An 18,280-nucleotide genomic window follows, 5' to 3' on the forward strand; every position below is an offset into this window, starting at 1 on the left:
CCGCAGGCGTCGTCTGTGCAGTGGCTCATTTAACGGCAATGTTTGAGATTTCTTTCTCGATAAAATCGACAAAACTGCGAATACGATTAGACATTTGATGACGCTGCGAATAAACCGCAAAGATGTCCGCATTGGGGGTCTGCCAACTTGCGAGTACCTGCACCAACCGGCCGTCCTGTAAATAGGGCCGAATATCCCATTCGGCACGCATCAGGATACCGTGGCCATCCAACGCCCATTTCACAGCAATCTCACCGTCGTTAGTAGTAAGGTTGCCGCGTATTTTCACCGTTTCGGTCTTGAGCGCCGTCCCGGAACCAATTGATAAGCGCCATACGCCATAGGCTTCGTCGCCCTGGCGGATGCCTACACAATTATGCTTGGTCAGGTCATGCGGTGTGAGCGGCATACCGCGTCGCTTCAAGTAATCCGGCGCAGCGCACAGCAAGCGCGAGTTGGCGGCGAGCCGACGAGCAACCACTCTCGTGTCAGGCGGTTCACCGAAACGTATGCAAACGTCGAAGCTATCGTCGGTGAGCGGCGGTGGCATGACGGACAGCTGTAATTGCACAGATACCTGCGGATACTCTGCGACAAAGCGAGATATCACCGGCGCCACATGACTGCGGCCGAATCCAAGCGTGGCGTTGACCCGGAGCAAGCCTTCCGGGCGTCGCTTCGAGCTGCCCAGCAACTCGGACAACTCATCGATCTCGTCGAGAATACGCCGTGCGTGCACCAGGTACAGCTCCCCCTCCGGGGTCAGCATCATGCGCCGTGTGGTGCGATTGACCAACGGCACGCCGGCGCGGGTTTCCATCTGCGTCAAATGCTTGCTTACCGCCGCAGTGGTAAGGCCCAGCTCGCGTGCCGCTGCGCTAAGACTGCCGGCCATTGCGAGAATCGAGAAGAAGCGCAGATCTGACGGAAGGACGACATCTTGCATTGCGTTTATTGTTGAATATAAGTTAAGAACGCTTTAATTTTAGCACCGGTTTTTGCGAAAAAAGAGAGGTAGAGTGCGCTCACACCAAAACATTTTTTGAAAGGCTGGAGACATGAAAACCTATCGCATCGCGACAATTCCCGGTGACGGCATCGGCAAAGAAGTGGTTCCGGCAGGCCAAAAGGTATTGGAAGCGTTGGCCAGGACAAGCAAGTCTTTCGCTTTCGATTTCCAGGATTTTGAGTGGGGCGGCGATTACTACCGCAAGACCGGCGCCATGATGCCGGCAGACGGGCTGGATGCGCTGCGCGACAAGGACGCCATCCTGTTCGGTTCGGCTGGCGACCCGGATATTCCTGACCATGTCACTCTGTGGGGCCTGCGCCTGAAGATTTGCCAAGGCTTTGATCAATACGCGAATGTCCGTCCGACACGCATTCTGCCCGGCATCGACGGTCCGCTGAAGCGTTGCAGGCAAGAAGACCTGAACTGGGTCATCGTCCGCGAAAATTCGGAAGGCGAATATGCGGGCGTGGGCGGTCGTGTTCATCAAGGTCATCCGATTGAGGCCGCAACGGACCTCTCGCTGATGACGCGTGCCGGCGTTGAACGCATCATGCGTTTCGCATTCCGCCTGGCGCAATCCCGTCCGCGCAAGTTGTTGACTGTCGTGACAAAGAGCAACGCTCAACGCCACGCCATGGTGATGTGGGACGAAATCGCGGTTCAAATCTCGAAAGAATTCCCTGACGTGACATGGGACAAGGAACTGGTCGACGCCGCTACGGCGCGCATGGTCAATCGTCCCGCAACTCTCGACACAATCGTCGCCACGAATCTGCATGCAGACATTCTGAGCGACCTGGCGGCGGCACTGGCCGGCAGCCTGGGCATCGCGCCGACCGGCAATATCGATCCGGAGCGCCGTTATCCATCGATGTTCGAACCAATCCACGGTTCCGCCTTCGACATCATGGGCAAGGGCCTGGCCAATCCGGTCGGCACGTTCTGGTCCGTCGTGATGCTGCTCGAACATCTGGGCGAGAACGAAGCCGCCAGGCGTGTCATGCAAGCAGTTGAAGCCGTCACCGCGGATACGTCCTTGCATACCCGCGATCTCGGCGGCAACGCGACGACCGCACAGGTGACCGCAGCTGTTTGCACATTCCTCGAAAAAAACGCCGCGCCGGTGGAAAAAGCAGCAGCCTGATTCGCCGCCAATGGCACTGCCCGGAGGGATTCGGGCAGTGCGGCTGCTCAGCAATGAGCGCCGGATTCCCCAAAATCTCAAACGCAGATCGCGTCCCGCGACGTGGTCCGGGAAGCGCACGCGTCACGACGTTTGGCGCGGACAAAACATAAAAAAGTACGAGGAGCGAACCGGCGCCTGGCGCAGGGAGTCGGCTGCCTCTTGCAAGAATACAGCTGGAGACACCATGTTTATTGCATTTCCTGATTCCCGGCCGGCCCCTTCGCAGAGCTGGAAATGAGCACATCCAACGAATCCCTGCCTTCCGGAGGCATCGATATTCGCTCTGCTGCGACCATTGACCGTCTCCTGAAAGACATGTTTGACGCGGCAGTGGCCATTGCCCAGCCAACTTCCCGGGTCCCAGGGTTTTTACCCGCACCACCTCGGGGTCGCCTGATTGTCATCGGCGCCGGCAAGGCGTCCGCGGCCATGGCAAAAGCAGTCGAAGATAACTGGCCGGGACCGCTCGAAGGCACGGTCGTTACGCGTTACGGCTATGCCGTACCGTGCAAGAGAATCGAGATACTGGAGGCATCGCATCCGGTGCCGGATGCCAATGGCCTCGCGGCAGCCAAGAAAATCCTGGAACATGTGGCGGGATTGACGGCCGACGACATGGTTCTTTGTCTGATCTCGGGCGGCGGTTCGGCGCTGCTTCCACTGCCGGCCAGCGGGCTGACGCTGGAACACAAGCAGGCGATTAATCAGGAGCTATTGGCCAGCGGCGCCAGCATTTCAGAAATGAATTGCGTGCGTCGCCACCTCTCTGCCATTAAAGGCGGACGCCTGGCGGCGGCATGCTTTCCGGCTCGTGTCGTTAATCTGATCATTTCGGATGTGCCCGCGGATGGCGTGAACGACATAGCATCAGGGCCAACGGTGCCCGACTCATCGACATGCGCGGATGCGATCGCGGTATTGCGTCGTTATGCCATCACCGTTCCCGCCAACGTCATGGCAATGCTGGAGGATGGTCAATTAGAGTCGTTGAAATCCGACGACCCACGTCTTCCGCCTATCGAAACACATCTCATCGCCACACCACAGCTTGCGCTGGAGGCGGCGGCAAAGCAGGCCAGAGCCGCCGGCATCGAGGCGCATATCCTTAGCGATGCCATTGAAGGCGAGGCCCGCGACGTCGGTAAGGTGATGGCGGCAATAGCGAGACAGGTAAGTCGCGGCGCACAACCGTTTACGCCGCCGTGCGTGCTGCTATCAGGCGGAGAAACCACGGTCACCATTCGTGGTAGCGGACGTGGCGGTCGTAACGTCGAGTTCTTGCTATCCATGGGCATCGCGCTAAACGGCGAAGACCGGGTGTTTGCCATGGCCGGCGACACCGACGGAGTCGATGGCCAGGAAGAAATCGCCGGCGCCATTTTGCGACCCGACACGCTCGTCCGCGCACGACAACAAGACATTCATCCACCCGCAAGCCTGGCAAACAATGACGCTCACGGATTTTTCCAGGCATTGGGCGATTCGGTCATTACCGGTCCAACGCTGACCAACGTGAACGATTTTCGAGCAATTTTCATTGCTGCCCGACCAGGCAATATTTAAAGGAAGAAGCATGCGTCGCAATAGAAATGCCAAGATTGTCGCCACGCTTGGCCCGGCCAGCACCAGTCGCGAGACTATCGAAGCATTGTTCAAGGCAGGCGTCGATGTGTTTCGCCTGAACTTCAGTCATGGAACGCATGAGGATCATCAGCGACGTCTGGAGCTGATCCGCTCGATCGAGCAAGAATACAAACGTCCAATCAGCGTATTGCTGGACTTGCAGGGACCAAAGCTCCGTATTGGCACCTTCTCGAATGGACCGATAACACTGCTACCGGGTTCCGTGTTTCACCTGGACCTGAATTCCGGCTTGCCAGGTGACGGAGGCCGGGTAGCATTGCCGCATCCCGAGATCTTTGCCGCCTTGAAGCCGGATACGAATCTGCTTCTCGATGATGGCCGCATTCAGCTTCGTGTGGAGCGATGCGGTGCAGACTTTGCCGAAACCTCCGTCATTGTCGGCGGCGTCCTGTCCGAGCGCAAAGGAGTGAACGTTCCTGACGTCGTATTGCCCTTGTCGGCGATGACTGAAAAGGACCATCGCGATCTGCGGTTCGGTTTGACCCTGGGCGTCGATTGGATTGCCCTGTCGTTCGTGCAACGCGTCGAAGACATTCTGGAAGTGCGAGAAATCGTCCAGGATCGGGCCGGTATCGTTGCCAAACTCGAAAAACCCGCCGCCATCCATCTGCTTGAAGAGATTGTGGCAGAAGCCGATGCCGTGATGGTCGCACGCGGTGACCTCGGCGTCGAGATGCCGGCAGAACGGGTGCCCGCCATACAAAAGCGTATCGTGCGTGCTTGTCGCCAGGCAGGAAAGCCGGTGATCGTGGCCACGCAAATGCTTGAGTCGATGATTTCGGCACCGGTTCCCACACGTGCAGAAGCCTCTGATGTCGCCACTGCCATTTACGACGGCGCCGACGCAGTGATGCTATCTGCGGAATCCGCCAGCGGAAAATACCCGCTCGAAGCTGTTCGCATGATGGATCTCATCATCGCTCAGACAGAAAACGATCCGTACTACCGCGAGACAATCGCCGCGTCGCATGCGGCTCCACGAGCAGACGCCGCGGATGCGATCGGCTACGCGGTGCGTCACGTTACGGGCCTGCTCAATGCGGTAGCGACGGTGGCATACACGACATCGGGATATTCGGCACTGCGCATGGCGCGCGAGCGCCCCCGAACGCCAATCCTGGGCATGACGCCGCGCCAAGCGATCGCCCGCCGTCTGGCGCTGGCCTGGGGCGTTCATCCGGTACTTTGCCGCGAAGTCATTGATGCGCTGGAGGTTAGCGACCTGGCTTGCCGGACAGTACGGGAAGAAGGCTTCGGCGTCTCCGGGCAAACCGTGGTGATTTCTGCAGGCATGCCGTTCGGCACGCCTGGTACGACCAACCTGTTGCGTATCGCTCAAATCGATTGAGATTTTCACATGACCCAAATTGTAGACAGGCAATCCAAGCGTTGCGGCAAAGGTGGTGCTGGAATACGACGCCACAGGATGTGCCGTTGCGCCATCGTATCGAGGCCGGGATTGCTTATGAGGCGTCATTTGCAGGAGCAAACGCAATTTCTGCTTTAACCGGGCAATGAAAAGAACTGGATCAACCAGCAATTGCCTTGTCCTTATTATTTTTCTACAACGCAGCGCTACACCTCCAAGGAGGAGACAATGAACCCTGATCTCGAATCACGCGTATCCCGTAAGCTCATGTGGCGCATCATCCCGTTTGTGATGGTGCTCTATTTCGTCAGTTTTCTCGACCGGGTCAATGTCGGCTTTGCCGCGATGACAATGAACAAAGCCATCGGCTTGTCGCCCACAGCATTCGGCCTGGGCGGCGGCCTGTTCTTCATTGGCTACTTCTTGTTCGAAGTGCCTTCGAACCTGATTCTGCACAAAGTCGGCGCGCGCATCTGGATCGCGCGCGTGATGGTGACGTGGGGCATCATTTCCGCAATATCCGCCTTTGCCATCGGACCAAACAGCTTTTACGCACTTCGTTTCCTGCTCGGTGTCGCTGAGGCAGGTTTCTTCCCCGGGATCATTCTGTATCTGAGCCTCTGGTTCCCCGTGAAGCAACGCGCCGTCGCCGCGGCCTGGTTTATGGCAGCAGCGCCGATTTCGGTAGCGATCGGATCGCCATTGTCAGGCGCCATCATGCAATTGCCGCCGATCTTCGGCCTGGCCGACTGGCAGATGCTGTACATCATCGAAGCTGCGCCCGCTGTCATCCTGGGCTTCGTTGTATTGAAGTACATGACCGATACGCCATCGCAAGCAAACTGGTTGGCCGTCGACGAGCGCGAATGGCTCATTGCAAAGCTCAAGGCAGAAGCTGAGGCGAAACAGTCCCATGCCGGACATACGGCCGGTGCACTCGGCGCCTTAAAAGATCCACGGGTGCTTGCACTTGCGCTGATCTACTTCGGCACTTCCGCAGGACTCTATACCTTAGGTCTGTGGGCGCCGCTGATTATCCGAGAATTCGGCTTCACGCCATGGCAGACAGGCTTGTTGACTGGTGTTCCAAGCGTCGTGGCCGTCGTGGCCATGATTCTCTGGGCCAAGCATTCGGATCGTACTGAAGAACGTACCTGGCACGTTGTCATTCCCTGCGTACTGGCATGCTTGGGCCTTGTCTTTGCAGGGCAGGCAACAACCGCAGTCCTTGTTGTCCTTGCATTGGTGATCGTGAATGTCGGCATCAGTTCCGCCAAAGCGCCATTGTGGGCGATGCCCAGTTCTTTCCTGTCTGGCGCGGGGGCTGCCGCCGGCATCGCCATGATTAACTCTGTCGGTAATCTGGGAGGTTTCGTAGGGCCGTTTGCGATTGGATGGCTGAAGAACATGACGGGCGGCTATGCTGCCGGTCTTTACGTAGTTGCAGCTACTCTCGCCCTTTCAGCGGTAGTAACATTACTCCTAAGCCGCCAGGCGAAGCGAGCACCCGTAATCGGCCAACCGCGCCACGGCCACTAAATGGAGACAATCATGGACAAAATCATATCGAAAGAAGGACGTTATTTACGGCGTGTTTTGCGCTATCTGCAAACGATGGCTGATGCGCAAACCAACCTCCGGTTCTGACTGCGCAGGCAGGCCATCAATTTGACGAAAAATAAAAGCGGGCTCAGGCCCACTTTTATTTTCGACAGTCACTGCAGGCGCCATCTTGATAGCCGTAAACGGAGAATATTCAAAAAAGAGTGGGTCGCAATATTGAAAATATTCTCAGCCTGCCGTTGGCCGTATTGCCCATGGATCAAAAAAGTTGGCACAGGGGGACAAGATGAAAAATTTGACGATGCGTTCGAGTCTTATCGCAGTACTGCTATCGTTTGCGCTCATGCTGTTCGTTGGCGCCATGGCGGGCCTTTTTACGCTTGGTCGGGCAAACAACGCACAACAGCTGCTCAGTCAGATATCGTCGCAGACGGTACTGATAAATGACGCCTACAAAAATGCCATGCGGATACGAGTGGTGTTGCTTTCCGCTTATGCCGCCCTTAAAGAAAAGAATGATCCGGTTGCGCGGGACAAGATTCTTGCTCGCGGGCAGCCTTATCTGGAGAAGTATCAACAGCAATCGCAGGCCTTTTCCGACGCCCCTCTTTTATCCGGCCAAGACGCTGCCTTGAAGCAAGAGCTCCAGGCTTCGACAAAGGCTTTGCGCAGTTCAATGCAAAAATCGTTTGATATCCTCAAGCAAGGCGACACCGCGGCATTTACCGTGAACAACGATGGTCCGGTTACTGTCGATGGAACAGCATTTTCAGTGAAACTGGAGAAATTCCAGGATCAGGCCAATCTGTTGGCCAAGAAATTGGCAACCGAAAGCGAGCGCGAGCATCACTTGGTGCAGGCCCTTGTTATTACCGGTTTGGTCTTGGCTCTGGTCCTGGTACTGGCGACCCATGCGGGGCTGAAGAAAATTGTCCTGACCCCGCTTGGCGAAGCGGTGGATTTGCTGGATCGGGTCGCGCAGGGGGATCTCAGCGTGCGGATCAATAGAACGGGGAAAAGCGAAATCGGTAGACTCTATGCAGCTTTGGCGCACATGCAGGAGGGACTAACCAGGACGATTTCTCAGGTCCGTGGCGGGTCCAACGCGATTCACGTGGCGGCCAAAGAAATCGCCACGGGAAATATGGACTTGTCGGCACGCACAGAAGCGCAAGCGAGTTCACTCGAAGAGACCGCAGCGTCCATGGAGGAACTAACGAGCACCGTCAAGCAAAGTGCCGAGAATACGAAGCTGGCAAACCAGCTTGCTGCCTCGGCGTCTAACGTCGCTGTTAAAGGCGGGGATGTTGTGTCGCAGGTAGTTGCGACGATGAGCGCCATTAACGATGCCTCCAGGAAAATCGTGGATATCATCGGCGTCATTGATGGCATCGCGTTTCAGACAAACATTTTGGCGCTCAATGCAGCGGTAGAAGCGGCGCGGGCCGGCGAGCAAGGACGAGGCTTCGCTGTCGTTGCCGGTGAAGTGCGTAATCTCGCCCAACGTTCTGCAACTGCGGCAAAGGAAATTAAAAGTCTGATCGATGACTCTGTCAGTAAAGTCGAAGCCGGGACGGCCTTGGCTCAACATGCGGGTCAGACCATGGACGAAGTGGTCGGTAGCGTCAAGCGCGTCACGAACATTATTCAAGAAATTGCATCTGCAACACAAGAACAAACCGCCGGGATTGAACAGGTGAACACTGCCGTTGTCGAGATGGATAACGTCACGCAAAGAAATGCTGCCTTGGTGGAGGAGGCGGCCGCAGCAGCGCAATCGCTACAGGACCAAGCCGACTCTTTGATCGCCTTGGTAAGTGTCTTCAAGCTTGAAGAACGGCGCCTGCAATCAAACGAGTAAATCAAAGCTAGTGTCGCAACGGACCGCATTCCGTAAAGCGTAATCGGGCGTTTTTGGTTTCTTTATTTACGCTGGACATTGCGAAATGCGGCAATCGTTCCCGTTCCTAAAGACTGCTTCTGGCCGATTGTGGGCATTGCAAATACGTTTTACAAGGCATCAAAGTGGGCGCAATTGTTGAAGCCATTGTTGAACGGATGATTGAAACGAACCTGCAAATCAATAACCATCGGGATTTCAATTTTAAAAATTTCGCACGGGCAACTCCTCGGGCAAGTTCTTTTCCCGCTTGCACAACGTGACAAATAATTAGAAGATAAGCGCGCTGTATATGCTTCGACAAGCGCAAAGACAGCGCCGCTCTGTTCCGTCCAGAAAAATGGCGGCAGCCCTCAGGAACTCGTTAAAACCAATCAAATAATGACAAACGTTCCGCCGACGATTCCTGATCAGCTTGTATCCTCCTATGACGCGGCGATTCGCGCCGATACGCTTTCACTTCTTTTTCGGCAGTCTTTCCCTGCTCTTTTTCTGAGTCTACTGATCGCCTGCATCATGTGCTGGACACTGTGGGGGAGCGTTCCGCCGTACGCTGTCTATGCATGGATTAGTGTGCTTGGCGTGAGCACACTAATCCGCCTGACCATGTTCCTACGTTATTTTGGTGCTCGCCCTCAGGGGGCGCAGATTCTGGCCTGGGAGCGTCCTTATGCGGCAACGCTCATGCTGTCCTCGCTTATATGGGGACTGGGGGCGCTGTATCTGATACACGAAGTCAAAACGATGCAACAAGGTATTGTGCTGTTCTTCCTGGCCGGCATGCTCGGTGGCAGCATGGTTACCTACGCCTCTCATCGCGTAATGACAATCTGCGCGATGAGCTGCGTGATGGTACCTAGCACATTATGGCTGTACACCCAGCCGGGCCAGGCCGCACTTGGCATGGCGATCGCCTCCACCACCATGATGGCCACCGCATTTCTGGGGACAAAAGTACTTTCCAAGGCCATGCAGAGCAGCCTGTTACTGAGTTATCAGTTGCAACACGCCCGCGATATCGCAGAAAACATGGCCCGTACCGATGCCCTCACCGGCATCTTCAACCGGCGAGCCTTCGTCGAATGCGGCGAGCAGGCAATTCAGCTGTGCGAACGCAACGCGCATCGAGTCAGCATCCTGCTGATCGATATCGATTTTTTCAAACACGTCAATGACACCTATGGCCATGGCGCCGGCGATCTTGTCCTGAAAAGAATGGGGCATTTGCTCGAATCCCGATTTCGTAAAACGGATATATGCGGCCGCTTGGGCGGTGAAGAGTTTGCCGTACTACTGCCAAATACGGAGGTCGCCGTTGCCAAAATACTTGCCGATAAATTTCGGGAAACCGTCGCCGACACAGTGATTCCATGGCAAACAAAAAATCTCGGCGTGACCATCAGCATCGGCGTCGCTGCCGATAGCTACGATCTGGAATCGCTGCTGCAACGTGCGGATATGGCGATGTATCAGGCAAAGGCGAGTGGCCGGAACGCCACGGTTTGTTAGCACATGCTTGCTGTGACTTGTCGGAAATCTTACTGCTGCAAGGAGAGTTCACGCGCGGCTGGCGTGAATACCGGTTCCGCTACAAGATGGAACACACGACCATAATCGGCTGATATGTGCAAAGTCCGCGCTGGGAAGGTCAGGCGATTGCGGGCAAGACCCTGCTGATTCACGACGAGCAGGGATACGGTGGCACATTCCAGTTCCTGCGCATGGTGGCCTGGGCGCGACGTAGCCCGCTTTAAAGCACCGGCCATCTTGAAAAACAGTGCGTACACGGACTTAAGCTAATAGCCAAATTCCCTGAGCCACAATCCACGTCGGTAGCTGACGACTATCGAAAACACGCCATTATCGATAGTCAGCAACAGCTTATTTGTCTGGCCTTTGAATTGTTCAACGACTGCTTCTGGCCGATGGCGCCGTTGATGATCCAGATAGGGCGACTCTGTTGCCCGTCCCGGGCAATGGTCAGACTCGCATTTCTTTGTATTTGAGAATCTCGCGCCACATTCTGACCACCAGCGGCCGTAAATTGTTCTTCGGTTTGAATGCGAGGATGGAGACTTCCGTATCCCACGCTCCGCCGCCGACCGGTTCAAGACTCCAATGCCGGTGCTGACTGAACGAGCTGTCGGGTAGCCACGCAACTCCCAGTCCCTGCGAGGCGAGGTCGCCCAGCACATCCGACATCTCTGTCTCGAACATGGGCGTGCCTTCCAGCTTGACTTCAGATCCTTCGATGATCTGATCGACGACGCGCGCGAAATACACGCTGGAGCTGTACATCAGCAAGGGTGCAGGGTTGCCTGCACTGCCGAGCGAAGCGTGCATTCCGATTTTTTCAATCAAGGCGGGCGACGCGTAAGGACGTACGCGCTCTCGACCCAATTCGACGCTTTCAAATAGCAGAGGATCGATCTGGATAGGTGACGCTGCATGATAAAAGCAGATGAGCAGATCGACATTGCCGGCAATGAACGACGACACGATGTCGTGCACGTTGCCGGTCTCCAGCGCACAGATCAGCGGTTGGCCACTGGTCCAGCTGTCCCACCATCCAGGAAGCCGGGTAGTCGCCAGCGCATAGGGCATGGCCAGTTTGATCTTGTCGCGCGACTGGTTGCCGGCCAGGTCGGCCTTGGCGTCGGCGATCTGGCTGACAATCTGCGCCGCGACACCGCGAAATTTTTCTCCGGCCGGGGTTAGCCTGGTCGGGTATGAACTGCGGTCGATCAGCTTGGCGCCCAGCATTTGTTCCAGGGAACCGATACGTCTGCTGAACGCTGCCTGAGAAAGATTTCTGATCTCGGACGCACGCGTGAAATTGAGAACTTCCGACAGCGTCAGAAAATCCTGGAACCACTTGATATCCATTATTGCCTTCCTCCCTTACCTATCTTACGTCCGGATCCGCCGATTTCGGCCATGTGAATTTGCGATCACGCGATGCGTCCTGAACATGACGGCGATGCTGCACTTTGCATTGGACGCTCTGCATTCTCAACGTAATACTTAAGCAAATTCTGTGCAACCAGAACTCATCTCATCAAACCATTTTTTGAAAGGAATAGCGATGCCAACATCGACAGAACTGCATTCCGCTGCGAAAAAATTCATGGTGCGCTATGGCGGCGACACGTTTCCGAATCTGTTTCGTTCGGCCAAGGGCGCGGTGGTCATCGACGATACCGGCCGCGAGATCCTTGACTTCACTTCGGGGCAGATGTGCGCCACCATCGGGCATAACCATCCGGCCATCGTCGCAGCGGTGCAAAAGGCCGGCGAAGAAGCGTTCCACATGTTCAGCGGCATGATTCCAGAGGTGGTCGCCGAACTGGCGACCACCATGGCGCAAGACTGGATGCCGGAGTCGCTGACCAAGTCCATCTTCGTCAATACCGGTTCGGAAAGCAATGAGATCGCACTGCGCATGGCAAAGATGTACACCGGTGGTTATGAAGTCCTGGCGGTAGGCGGCTCATGGCATGGCGTCACCGGCGGATCGAGCAGCGTGTCGTTTGCCAGCGATCGCAAAGGTTACGGCGTGTCGACGCCAGGTGTCTATGTGTTGCCGGAACCCAATGACTATCGTCCCTATATCAAGGGCATGAACGGCGAAGAGTCGGCGCTGACCTGTCTGGAAATCGGGCTGAAGATGTTCGACATGGCTTCCTCCGGTCGTCCCGCTGCGATCATCATCGAACCCATCATCAGCGCCGGCGGCGTGCTGGTGCCTCCCAAGTCTTACATGCAGGCGCTGCGCAAAGCCGCCGACGAACGCGGCATGCTGCTGATCTTCGACGAGGCGCAAACGGCGTTCGGCCGCATCGGTCAACGCACCGCCTCAGACCTGTTCGGCGTTGTTCCGGACATCATGTCTGTCTCCAAGACCATGGGTGGCGGCTTGCCGCTGGCGGCGACTGTCACGACAGCGCAGATCGAACAGGCTGTGCATGAGCGCGGCTTCACCTTCTACACCAGTCACGTCTCAGACCCGTTGCCTGCGCGCGTGGGCCTGGCGGTGCTCAATACGATTCGCAATGAGGATCTGATCCGTCGCGCGCAGTCTACCGGTTCTTATCTGCGTTCCCGCCTGTTGGAACTACAAACGCGCTATGAAAGCATCGGCGACGTGCGTGGTGAAGGCTTGCTTCTGGGCGTGGAACTGGTGACCGACAGGGAGTCACGCAATCCGGCGCACGAACTGGGGGCATTGACCACTCAGCGTTGCTTCGAACTGGGACTGAGCATGAACATCCGGCGCCGTCCGGAACGCGGATCCGTGTGGCGCATTGCGCCGCCGCTGACGGTAGAGCACAAGCAGATCGATCAGGCAGTGGATATTCTGGATCGTGCTCTGCGAGAAAGCCTCGACAAGATGGCTGGCGCCCGCTAGTCCCGCCCCGAACCTGTTGCAAATTGCTGTCGAATGCCGGGCCACCTCTGTACCTCATGTGGCTCGTTCAGATTGTCGCGTCTTAAATTCACTTCCTGGGGAGAACTGTCATGGCTTCAATTCGTCTTGCAGCATTTACTTTTACCTGTGCGCTGGCAGCATCGGGGGCGATGGCGCAATCCATCGGCACGCTGCAAAAGATCAAGCAGTCCGGAGAGATCGTGTTTGGCTACCGCGAAAGTGCGATTCCGTTTTCCTACATCGACGCGAATCAGAATCCGGTCGGCTTCTCCATCGACCTCTGCAACCGGATCGCTGCCGCCGTGCGCGACAAACTTAGCCTGCCCTCCCTGAGAGTGAAATTTGAACCCGTGACTGCATCCAACCGGGTCCCCTTGCTAGTCAATGGCGCTGTCGACGTCGAGTGCGGTTCCACCACCAACACGCTGGAACGGCAAAAATCAGTCGATTTTCTGAATACGACTTACGTCAGCGGTACGCGGATCATGGTGCAGACCAGTAGCAACATTACCTCCATTGCCGACCTGAAAGACAAAGCCATTGCGGTCACCGCCGGTACGAACAATATCAAAGCGATCCAGCAAGCCAATCAGGCCGGCTCCCTCAATCTGAGCCTTGTCTACGGCAAGGACCACGCGGAAAGTTTCCTGATGTTGCAAAACGGCCGGGTAAGCGCGTTCTCAACAGACGACGTTCTGCTCTACAGCATCCGCGCGATGTCGCGCAATCCTGTCGGCACCAAGGTGGTTGGCCCGTTGCTGTCGCAAGAACCCTACGGTCTCATGATCCGCCGCAACGATGATGAATTCAAAAAATTTGCCAATGACGTGCTGGGCGGCATGTTCGGCAACGGTGAATTCAAGAAGACTTACTACAAGTGGTTCAACGCGCCGATCCCTCCCAAGAACATCAATCTCAGCATTCCCATGTCGCCCGAGCTGGAAAAGCTGATGGCTGCACCAAACAGTCACGGCGTGTAACAGGCCTACCTGGTTCAGGCCACCGCAGGCGGTATCAGCAACGCGATTTCATCCATGTTGCCGCCTGCATCAATGTTTCCCTGATTTCTTCTGTAACTTGCAGCTCGTACCCGATATTCCGAGAGGCGATGAATGATCGCTTATGGGTACGCGTTACTTCGGATATGGCAAAGGATTAAGCGATGGAATATCAATGGCACTGGAACGTTTTTTTCCAGATATCGCCGGACGCGGGTCAAGCGTACTGGATTCTATTTGTCAAAGGCTTTGCCGCCACGCTGGCGGTATCGGCCGCGAGCTGGATCATCGCCTTTGTGCTGGGTGTGATCGTCGGCGCGGCGCGCACTTCCCTGATCTTCTGGATACGCATGCCCGCGTATCTGTATGTGCACTTGTTTCGCGGCGTTCCCTTGCTGGTTCAGCTATTCCTCTGGTATTTCGTCTTCCCCGAAATGTTCGACAGCGTGAAGGCGGTGGTAGTGAGAACCGACGCCATGTACGTGCAATTCATCGCCGTGACAGTTTGCCTGGGCTTGTTTACCTCGGCGCGGGTGGCAGAGCAGGTGCGCTCCGGCATTGAATCGCTGTCGCGTGGCCAGCGTAGCGCAGGCATGGCGCTGGGATTGCATCCGGCACAGATCTATCGCTACGTGTTGTTGCCGCAGTCGATGCGCCTGATCGTTCCACCGTTGACCAGCGAGTTGATGAACCTGATCAAGAATTCATCCATTGCACTGACTATCGGCTTCGCAGAACTGACATTTCGTGCGCGTGAAATTGGAGAGACCACATTTTCCTATTTCGAGGCGTTCATTGTGACCACCATCGTCTACATCGCCATCGCGCTGACTGCCTATGCTGTCATGGCGCGTTTCGAACCGAGGAAAACGGCGTAACTGCCGTATTTTCTGTAACACACGCTTCCGCAGGCAGAGAGGATATTCAATATGACACTGGATTTCGGGATCGTTTCCGACAATATTTCCTACATCGCCAATGGCTTTGCCTTTACGTTGCAGCTGACGGCGGTCGCGACAGTAATCGGCATGCTGCTCGGCCTCATGCTGGCGCTGGCGCGAGAGTCCAAGGTGCGGCTCGTTGCGCGCTGTGCCTCGACCTACGTCATCGCCATGCGGTCGATTCCACTGATTCTGGTGCTGTTCTGGATATTCTTCCTGATGCCTTTGGCTTTGCAGTTTCTCTTGGGAGCGGGGGCGCCCGTCAAGGTCGATGGAAAACAAACGGCGATGGTCACGTTCAGCCTGTTTGAATCGGCTTACTTCTGCGAGATTGTTCGCTCGGGCATACGCTCGGTATCTGCAGGCCAGCGCTCTGCTGCATTCGCGCTCGGTCTCAATCCGGTGCAGACGATGGGCTATGTGATATTGCCGCAGGGATTGCGCAATATGTTGCCGATTTTTCTGACCCAGGTCATCGTCCTCTTTCAGGATACTTCGTTGGTTTATGTGATTTCAGTCACAGATTTCATGGGCGCTGCCGCCAAGATCGGTGAGCGCGACGGCAGCCTGATCGAACCGTATCTGTTCGTCGCGACGATCTATCTCGTGATCAGTGTGGCGATAGCCGAAAGCGCAGCCCGGATGTTTCGCAAAAAGACCACACGCATTTAACTACAAGGAAAATTCATGCTCGCAATAGACAATCTGTCGAAATGGTATGGCGACTTCAAGGTTCTCAGCGATTGTTCAGTGCGCATCGACAGGAGCGACGTTGTGGTCATTTGCGGGCCGTCCGGTTCGGGAAAATCGACGTTCATCAAAACGATCAACGGTCTGGAACCGTTCGATCAAGGGCGTATCTCGATACAGGGAATCGCCGTCAGCTCAAATATGCTGCGCAGCGCGGCGCATCGACGACGCGTCGGGATGGTATTTCAGAACTTCGAATTGTTTGGTCACCTTAGTGTGTTGGAAAATCTCAATCTTGCTCAACGAAAGGTACTGCGACGTTCATATGAAGAAGCTTCGGAACGTAGTAGAGCAATGCTGGCACGTGTAGGTCTGACGGCTCACGCAGCCAAATATCCGCATCAACTATCCGGTGGACAGCAGCAGCGCGTTGCCATTGCAAGAGCGCTGACCATGAACCCCGACATCATGTTGTTCGACGAGCCAACTTCTGCCCTTGATCCCGAGATGGTGAAGGAGGTGTTGGATGTGATGGCGGAACTGGCCGCAGCGGGCATGACGATGTTGGTCGTGACCCACGAAATGGGTTTCGCCCGGCAAGTCGCCGATCGGATTATTTTTATGGAGGAGGGGAGAATCGTCGAAGACTGCAGCAAAGAACATTTCTTCGGCGCCGCCAACGACCTCAGTGCTAGAGTGCGGCGTTTCTTATCTGTGACACAGGTCTCTCATTGAGAAAATCGTCTATCGTAGAATGTAGACGTAGTGATGTTCTCCAGGCTCACTTCTCTCGTTCATGCTCCTATGGTGTTGTTTCCTAAATGAGAGGTCTGTTTTTGGCCGACTGCAGATGTCAAATAATACCAAACTGCAATCCGCGCTATTCGTGGTCAACTAGCGAAAATGCACCATTATCGATAGTCAGCAATGGCATATTTTTCGCGAGCCTAAATTGTTCAACGGCTGCTACTGGCCGGTTGCGGACCTCGGCCCTAAGTTTGTCGCGCAACTTTATCAGGAACAGCCCCGTATTCGCATTAAGAACTGGAAAATTCCGCTTCGCAATTCGCAATTGAGCCTCATGTAATAAGCCTTTGCGGCGGGCTATAAATCCTTATTGCGAAGCAGAAAATGACCTGAGCTATTGATTTTTATGATTTCTACGTCCGACTTGTAATCAGGCGCTCCAGACGGCAAAACGCCCGCAATACGCGGGCGTTTCTCTTGCAGGTCGGATGGGCGTCGATTTTGACGTACCCAAGAGACGCGCCTAACGCATCTGCACAAGAAAATTAAAAAGGTGAGACGGCCGGTCAAGTAGTCGTGGAATTGTGTGCCACGCTTGCAAAACAATCTCGAAAACTAGAATCGTTCGGGCGGCCTCTCCGGGCCGCTTCTTAATAGGAGTAGTCATGAGCTACGTTGTGGTGTCCAAAACTACCCGGGATGTACCAATTATCCGGCCGGTACCATCAGAAGAAATATTGAGGAAGGCGCTGCGAATGTATAGTAAGAAAGATGTCGTTGTCTCATCATGTAGTGGAAATGATGATAAGAAAATTTTGCATTTCACAGGGACGGTTCTTACCCATCTACTTGAACGCGATCTTTGGACGCATGAGCGTCCATCGCAGCGCGGGTACCGTTGGGATTTCGAATGGCACCTCGACGATAAGTGAATATGCGCAATCAGTGATCCTTGCCTGGCCTGTCTTTGTGGCTTGCCGCGCATGCTCTTTGGCTCACAATCCGCTGTCGCTTGAGTCAAATTACAGCTTTTTTTCAGCATTTCCAGGGGGGCCATGCAGTTACCGGACATAGCGTTAATTCGAATCCCCCGATAGAAAAGCCCGCATCGAGCGGGCTTTTTGTTTCTTACTAATGTCCGTTAATGGCCGGTTGCGGACAACTGTCAAGGATTGCCGAGCGGACGCATTTCTCGTCCGGTAGGATCGAGTTCAAGAACGGATTCATGCAGTCCCGAAATTTGTTTCCCGAACGGACGTCCGTCTTTATCCGTTTCAAAAAGCCCCCATGAGATATTTTCGATGGAATTCGGATAACTGGTCGGTCCTTCTAACAGATAACTAATTGTGAAAAGCATCTGAGCTTGTAAGCAGCGGGCCATGTGAGTCAAATCGTTATCTGTCACGCCTTTCTCCCGGCATGCCGACAGTATTTCGCCGAGACCGGAATAAGGCGCTAACGGTATTTTTCGACTGTGCGAAATTGCGTGTTCAATCCAACGGCTATCGCCTTCCAGTGGAATACTGTCCCATGCATTTTTCAGAAATAGAAATCTCAAAAATTGTGGAATGCCTTCTTCAATTTGAGATTTAGCCCAGGACTCTGGGGAGTCTGCCCCAACTTCTGAAAATAACTCAATAAGTTCTTCTTTGGATGTAGGTACGCCCATATTTACCTTCTATTAAGTTAGGTGCGCGTAAACGACCGTTTCTGGCCGGTTGCGGACATGGTCTATAGCTCGCCGGTCTGATAGTAAGCACGAAAAATCGATGCCTCAGCCACTTTGAGCCATCAGTAAAAG

Annotated in this window: 15 protein-coding genes and 1 pseudogene; 13 read left to right on the forward strand and 3 right to left on the reverse strand. The window is 55.0% G+C overall.

All coding sequences use genetic code 11. The features are described from left to right. Positions 1-25: 25 nt before the first annotated feature. The gene (locus PMI16_RS16615) at positions 26-946 is read right to left on the reverse strand and encodes a LysR family transcriptional regulator (RefSeq protein ID WP_007881603.1); all 921 of its coding nucleotides are present in this window, start codon (positions 944-946) and stop codon (positions 26-28) included. A gap of 112 nt (positions 947-1,058) precedes the next feature. Here PMI16_RS16615 and PMI16_RS16620 point away from each other — a divergent pair, with 112 nt between their 5' ends. The 7 genes and pseudogenes from PMI16_RS16620 to PMI16_RS26765 form a co-directional block, all read left to right on the forward strand. Further along, entirely contained in the window at positions 1,059-2,156 is a 1,098-nt protein-coding gene (locus PMI16_RS16620) for a tartrate dehydrogenase (protein ID WP_007881604.1), read from the forward strand. 276 nt (positions 2,157-2,432) lie between these two features. Next, positions 2,433-3,761, forward strand: coding sequence for a glycerate kinase type-2 family protein (locus PMI16_RS16625; RefSeq protein ID WP_007881605.1), 1,329 nt, complete (start codon positions 2,433-2,435; stop codon positions 3,759-3,761). A 10-nt stretch (positions 3,762-3,771) separates the two neighbouring features. Further along, positions 3,772-5,190 (forward strand): pyruvate kinase, encoded by a 1,419-nt coding sequence (pyk, locus tag PMI16_RS16630; RefSeq protein ID WP_007881612.1) that lies wholly within the window; start codon positions 3,772-3,774, stop codon positions 5,188-5,190. 249 nt (positions 5,191-5,439) lie between these two features. Further along, positions 5,440-6,750 (forward strand): MFS transporter, encoded by a 1,311-nt coding sequence (locus PMI16_RS16635; protein ID WP_007881613.1) that lies wholly within the window; start codon positions 5,440-5,442, stop codon positions 6,748-6,750. Positions 6,751-7,060: 310 nt separating this feature from the next. Further along, a complete protein-coding gene (locus PMI16_RS16640; protein WP_007881614.1) occupies positions 7,061-8,635 on the forward strand; it encodes a methyl-accepting chemotaxis protein in 1,575 nt (524 codons plus the stop codon). Between the two features lie 420 nt (positions 8,636-9,055). Then, positions 9,056-10,183 carry a GGDEF domain-containing protein gene (locus PMI16_RS16645; RefSeq protein ID WP_034380949.1) on the forward strand — a complete coding sequence of 376 codons (1,128 nt, stop codon included), beginning with the start codon at positions 9,056-9,058 and terminating at the stop codon, positions 10,181-10,183. A gap of 14 nt (positions 10,184-10,197) precedes the next feature. Then, positions 10,198-10,413: pseudogene (locus PMI16_RS26765) on the forward strand (glycosyl transferase family 8); the annotation flags it as partial. A 241-nt stretch (positions 10,414-10,654) separates the two neighbouring features. Here the strand turns inward: PMI16_RS26765 and PMI16_RS16650 are convergent. Beyond that, the gene (locus PMI16_RS16650) at positions 10,655-11,560 is read right to left on the reverse strand and encodes a LysR family transcriptional regulator (protein WP_007881616.1); all 906 of its coding nucleotides are present in this window, start codon (positions 11,558-11,560) and stop codon (positions 10,655-10,657) included. A gap of 199 nt (positions 11,561-11,759) precedes the next feature. Here PMI16_RS16650 and PMI16_RS16655 point away from each other — a divergent pair, with 199 nt between their 5' ends. The 6 genes from PMI16_RS16655 to PMI16_RS25980 all read left to right on the forward strand — a co-directional run bounded on the left by PMI16_RS16655 (position 11,760) and on the right by PMI16_RS25980 (position 17,411). Next, a complete protein-coding gene (locus PMI16_RS16655) occupies positions 11,760-13,082 on the forward strand; it encodes an aspartate aminotransferase family protein (protein WP_007881617.1) in 1,323 nt (440 codons plus the stop codon). 110 nt (positions 13,083-13,192) lie between these two features. Then, the gene (locus PMI16_RS16660) at positions 13,193-14,083 is read left to right on the forward strand and encodes an amino acid ABC transporter substrate-binding protein (protein WP_007881618.1); all 891 of its coding nucleotides are present in this window, start codon (positions 13,193-13,195) and stop codon (positions 14,081-14,083) included. A gap of 182 nt (positions 14,084-14,265) precedes the next feature. Beyond that, positions 14,266-14,979 carry an amino acid ABC transporter permease gene (locus tag PMI16_RS16665; RefSeq protein WP_007881619.1) on the forward strand — a complete coding sequence of 238 codons (714 nt, stop codon included), beginning with the start codon at positions 14,266-14,268 and terminating at the stop codon, positions 14,977-14,979. Between the two features lie 51 nt (positions 14,980-15,030). Then, on the forward strand, positions 15,031-15,714 hold the full coding sequence (locus PMI16_RS16670) for an amino acid ABC transporter permease (protein WP_007881620.1): 684 nt from the start codon (positions 15,031-15,033) through the stop codon (positions 15,712-15,714). A gap of 15 nt (positions 15,715-15,729) precedes the next feature. Continuing rightward, positions 15,730-16,467, forward strand: coding sequence for an amino acid ABC transporter ATP-binding protein (locus tag PMI16_RS16675; protein WP_007881621.1), 738 nt, complete (start codon positions 15,730-15,732; stop codon positions 16,465-16,467). A 677-nt stretch (positions 16,468-17,144) separates the two neighbouring features. Continuing rightward, positions 17,145-17,411, forward strand: coding sequence for a hypothetical protein (locus PMI16_RS25980; RefSeq protein WP_157212666.1), 267 nt, complete (start codon positions 17,145-17,147; stop codon positions 17,409-17,411). Between the two features lie 233 nt (positions 17,412-17,644). Here PMI16_RS25980 and PMI16_RS25985 read toward each other — a convergent pair whose 3' ends face one another. Then, positions 17,645-18,148: a hypothetical protein gene (locus tag PMI16_RS25985; RefSeq protein ID WP_157212667.1), complete on the reverse strand. Its 504-nt coding sequence runs from the start codon at positions 18,146-18,148 to the stop codon at positions 17,645-17,647. Positions 18,149-18,280 lie beyond the last annotated feature (132 nt).

Source organism: Herbaspirillum sp. CF444, assembly GCF_000282135.1.
In the GTDB taxonomy this organism is placed as follows: Bacteria; Pseudomonadota; Gammaproteobacteria; order Burkholderiales; family Burkholderiaceae_D; genus Herbaspirillum.